The sequence below is a fragment of the Nostoc sp. genome, from assembly GCF_054880495.1.
On record NZ_JBTYKD010000260.1, the window covers coordinates 1 to 5467 of the forward strand.

Annotated in this window: 2 protein-coding genes; one reads left to right on the top strand and one right to left on the bottom strand. The window is 43.3% G+C overall.

Annotation, left to right across the window (positions count from 1 at the left end; all coding sequences use genetic code 11):
• Nucleotides 1–187 precede the first annotated feature (187 nt).
• Nucleotides 188–3283 (bottom strand): DUF5906 domain-containing protein, encoded by a 3096-nt coding sequence (locus tag ACYTXL_RS23895; protein WP_461926902.1) that lies wholly within the window; start codon nucleotides 3281–3283, stop codon nucleotides 188–190.
• Between the two features lie 993 nt (nucleotides 3284–4276).
• On the opposite strand from ACYTXL_RS23895, the gene ACYTXL_RS23900 reads away from it, so the two are divergent.
• On the top strand, nucleotides 4277–5314 hold the full coding sequence (locus tag ACYTXL_RS23900) for a ParM/StbA family protein (protein ID WP_461926903.1): 1038 nt from the start codon (nucleotides 4277–4279) through the stop codon (nucleotides 5312–5314).
• Nucleotides 5315–5467 lie beyond the last annotated feature (153 nt).

Sequence of the window (5467 nt, forward strand, 5' to 3'; positions counted from 1 at the left end):
TCGATTCATCGGTTAAAACTGCTGAAATGCTTGTCATATAAACATTTTAGCAGTTTAAAGCTCCGCTTTTTTCTGAGTTTGTGAGAAATCCGGGTAAATGACCCATAGCAAAGCTAGATGCAAGGCAACTCGCTGGCATTAAAATTTTTGGCATACTCCCAAATTCGGAAAGTTGACTCAGTTTTATCTAGTCAATCACAAATGCTTCACTGAAATATGCATCTCGGTTGCCTTGCTCGGTCATCACAGTGACAATTCCGTTTCTCACGTTGCAGTCAACAATCTCGCCAGCAAACTTGACACTACGATTACCTGCTCTGACTTCGACCTGACAACCAACAAACCCAGCAATATCTCCGCCGTCTTTTTCAATTTGCAACAGTGAATAGCAGTTATCGTTCCCAGTTTCAACCAGAGCAGTGTCGGATGTAATTGTCGTGGTGGTCACTGCCTCATGCTCAATTGGCATACCCGCACCACTTCCTAGTTCTCCCGCACCACTTCCGCAGGACTTACCGCAGTAGTTTTCCTTATTTTGCAAGGGTTCCGCACTACCCGCACCACTTTGGGGGGGATAATCATCTTTTTTCATTGGTGGTGAAAATAAATCTATTTGCGTTTCATCATTTGGTTTTTCCTCAATGTTTTTTTCAAAATCTGAAAAAGTGGTGCGGGTGGTGCGGAAGTCCTGGTTTTGCGTTGTTTCTGGTGCGGAAAGTGGTGCGGAAGTGGTGCGGGTTGACTCGAAAGTGGTGCGGGTATTCTCAAAAGTTGGGAAGATATTCTCAATAACCCCGATGCCTTTGAGAACCGGGATATTTCTTTTTGCAACGTCGCAGTAGCGAGTTGATTTGACAGCCTTGGGGAAGAGTTGAGCAATTCTGGCGATGACTTGGTTGATGCCCTTCACGTTTTTATCACTGGGGCGAACCTGATCTACCCAAGTCCTACGGTTATTCTCAGGCTCTATAGTCAATGTGCCAGTTTGAATATAGTACTGTTCGAGCCTTGCCCATAAGTCTTTTGCACTCATTTCCTTGTCGGATGCATAGCCGATGTTGGCAGCTTCTATAAATTCAAAGAGATGATTATTTTCTTTCTGAAGGTTACGGAAAGCATCACTTGTACATTCATAATCAATCCCCTCTTCAATCAGGTCGTTTAGTGCCTGAAACATTTTATTCAAGAAAGCGGGAGCTACCTTTGTACGAACGAATTCTTTATCGTAAGCAAAGCGGGGATCAGCCAATAATTCACGAGGGTTATTTGGATCAGGATTTTTCTTGAATGTTTTTAAAAACTCCACAACTGCAAATCTGTCCTCACTTGCTTGTGTTGCTCCGTGGAACGATGGGGTTTCATTCAAGTTAAAAAGACCTATGGCTTGAGGGGTAAACTCAATGTGGTCTTTACCTTTGTGTTCGCAGTGGAGTTTGTTACCAGTCACAAACAACTTTAAACTTTGAATTTTATCAATCCTAGATGTTTGTGGGTTTTCTGAAGCCCAATTCACCCTGCTATACATCAACGGAGCTAAATAGAATTTTCTGCCCTGGTCGTAAAATTGAAAGTCGGCTAAAGAAATGCTAGTTATGCCTTGCTCCCCATAAATAGTAGATACGCTCTCACGAAGGGCATCTTTCCCATTAGACCCAAGCCCAACTGCTAGAATTGCTTTTACCTCTCTTCCCCTGAGCTTCCTAACAGTTTCCATGTCGATTGAAGCAGCAAGGTTACGTAAAAGAACTTGTTGCTGGGGTTTATCTAGGCAGTCAAGTAAACGGTCACAATCTGTACTATCAGCGTTTGGATTGTACTCAATCAACGGTTCATAAATAAAGTAGTCTTGGGGCGTGTGCGGGTCTAGTCGTGCAGTGACCTTGCGCCCTTTCCACACAGGTCTAACTATCCCATTAGTACAATTAACTCCCGGTGGGTTGATTAATTCCGGGTCGATTTCTACTCGCATCTTTGCCCATTCCAAAACTTTCTTCACATGGGCAGGTGTTGCATAGGGATAAGTTATTATTCCCTGCTTGTTTTCAACTGCCAAGGAGTTACAGAAGTTAGCAATTCGCCTGCGCTCTATGGAGTCTGGAGAGTGTTTGTAGTGGTTGCCCGTATGATAGTAGAGCTTATCCGCAGCGCAAATCCAATTCTTGTCTGCATAGAGAGTTTGAAACGCTTGCTGGGTAAAGCTGACAACAGGATCAAGATGATTTGGAGTATCACCAAGATTAGTTGTATTTACCTCTGCCTGTTGCGATCGCTCTGCTACAGCCGCGTGGATCTCCTGCTCTAGCCTGCGGATAAATTCTGGTGTTTCCATCTGCCCCAAGATTTCTTTGATGTCACTTGATTTATATGGTAAATCGGGGCAGATGTCGTGAGGGTTAATTCCAATAAATGCAATCCCTACCTCGGCTGCACAGTCTTGGCAGGTCTGGAGTTTTTTCAAGCCAGCGTCGTCGGGGTCATGCAGAAAAACGATTAATCCTATGCCTGAATTTTTAGCGCGTTGATATTCGGGCGTGATAGTCTTTTTATCCCATCCACTGCCTTGAAACGTAATTCCAGCAAGACCATGCGACCGACCAACTTCTACGCATCCCTCACCCTCATGCTGGAGTAGTGCCGGGGTTCCATTTACTGATTTAGCAGCAGCTAGAGCTTCATCAATGCGATATGCTCCCCAAGGCTTATCGCCTTTTTTCATTTGGGGTGTGCCATCTGCAAGCCTATGCCATTGCCGAAAGGTCTTGCTGTAACCTTTCTCCTTATTGGCATCTGACCACTGGTAGCGAACTATCCATTGCGATTCTGAGTAAGGATAGATTGTTTCGGTGGCACTGCCCTCAACATCTTTGGGTGGTCTACTCGTTAATTTTTGAGGTTGGGGAATATCTGTTGCCGGCTCCGTCAACATCACCAAACCTAATTCACCATCTGGAATTGGCGCACTTTTGGGCAAGATTCTCTTGGGCTTGGGTATTCTCGCTTTTGGGGAAGTCGTGTAATTAGCCCCTGCCCTCTCTGCTAAAACTTCAGCCCAAGGTTTGATCGCCTCTCTAACGTGTTTGCACTCACAGCCGTTAAAGCATTGATACTTCCCGGTTTCTGGGACGATAGATAAGTCATTACCGCCACAAACTGGACAAATAAACTTATTTTTAGCTTTGGACGGTTCTAGCTGATCTTGAAAATTTCGGATGTCGAAGGAGGCGAACGCCCCTGGCATAACGGAGCGGCCAACGGTCTCTTGTCCTTTTAAAACGGCTACCATTGTGAAATCCTTGTGAGGTAAATTGTGTGGGCTTTACCTCCCCTGAAGATTTACCAAGAATTTAATCAAATTTCTCTATAACCCGTTGTCGGAAGTCATCGGAACTGATAACATTAGGTTATAAAGAAATTTGAATATTTTTGCGAAGGGTGTCTTCTCGGACTGTTAAACAACTAGTTAGCGCTAGTTAAGTCCTGGGGAGGCATTCTTTTCTTATGTATATTGAGTGACAAAATACTTAGAAAAGATGGACTAAGGGTATAGTCTTATTTCATAATAATTGATCTTCCACAAAAATAAATAGTAATTTTTTCACTTTCAAATATAAAATAATCTATTTATTCTCCTAAAGTCCAGACAAGAAAAGCTTTTGAATTGTTTTAACTAATGTTAAAATACAGGTTAAACCCCACTACCAATAATATTAATGGTAGTGGGATTAAATATAATTTTGCTTATTTAGCGGACATTCTGAAGATTGGGGTTGTATCAAATTTAATGAATTAGCTGTATACAAATTCTAAATATTGATAATTATGTACTATTTTGAGGGAAGAGGCGGTAGCTTTTACCCTTTCTGTTTTTGTTGCTGCTCTTGCACCCACTTCTCTATTAATTCTCCCGTAACCTGCTCCATCGTCACCTCTAGGTCAGTACAGAGTTTTTTAAATTCCTTGTGCAACTTCTTATCGATCTTTGTTCTTAAGTACTGTTTCTCAGTCTCCATAAAGTTTATATCGGTTTACCGGATAAATCCATCAGATAATTATTACTTTATCTTACGCATGGATCTATAACTTATTAATATGCAAAACCATTAATCCGTTAATGGTTTAATCCATAAAAGGTGTTAATCTATAGACATGAGCGCAAAACGGATGAAAGAGCGCGTGAAAAGCCACACCAAGGATAAATAGGTAGCTGAACTGAGTAGACGCGTAAAAGTAACCGCAAACGCTTATCAATCAAAGAATTAAACTCTTTATCTGAACCATGAATTACGCATATACCCAGCCAGCTTACGGCTACGAATATCCGCCGAGTAATGGGTTTATTAGTCCACAGCACGGACAGATAAGACCGCGAGTAGTTTTTGACGGCGGCAACCGTTTTGTGAAATGGATTGACCCCAAAAACGAAGTGCAATGTCTGCTTAGTGTCGTGAAAGAAGTCAGTGAATACCAGTGGAAGCGGCTCAAGCCCGATGACCAGTCAGTATTAATTGAAATTGATGGTAAACGCTTTGTAATTGGGCGATTAGCTCAAGAACTAGGTGGTGAGCCTACCTTTCAAACAGACAAATGCCAATTAGCATCTATCCTGGCACTAGCGGCAATCCAGCCAAATCCCGGACAAACAGCCGTACACATCCAGCAGATGATTGTGGCACTGCCCAATACTCTCAACGATGACGATGTAGCCGCAGTGAAGCGAATTGCTAACCACCCACTGACCAAAGAATTTAAACGCAATGGTGAATACATCACCTATACCGTGGGTGAAGTTGTCCCAGTTGATGAGACTGAGCCAGCATTCCACTACGCCTTAAATCAAGGATTTTTCAGCTTCCCAGATGCGAAGAACGCGATTTGGGATTTAGGGGGAGGCACGGCTATAGCCCGAATTTACACGCCGAACGGAACCATGATCCATGATGCGGAGGTGATTCTACCCGGAACCAAGGCACTCGCTCAACAAGTAGCGGTAGAGATGAAAGAAGTCTATTCTCTCGATTACAGCCCCAGTTTACAGGGCATCATGGACGCGATCGCTCGTGGTGATTGCCTCTACGGGACAGACAAACTTGATTTCTCCTCCATCTTTGAAAAAGCCTGTGACCAGTGGGTAGAGTCAGCCCGGAGAGAAATTCGCTCGAAGTGGGCGCAACACCTACCAGAGTTGGGAGAAGTCTTGATTGTAGGCGGGAGTGCAGATATCGCCGCCCCTATCTGTGCAACTTCTGGAGATCGCTTTAAGATTGCCCCATCGCCGCAGTTGTTCAACATCATTGCAATGGCTTATCAGGAGTAATGTAATGCCAATGACGCAAACAAGAATTGTTCTTAATCCGAAATACAAACCCAAAGCCGAAGAAATTTTAGAAGCGACTGGAATCGATAACCTCTCTCAGTTGTTTACCTTGCTGCTAGTTAATTACGGTGATTGTCTAGTTAACTGCTTAAA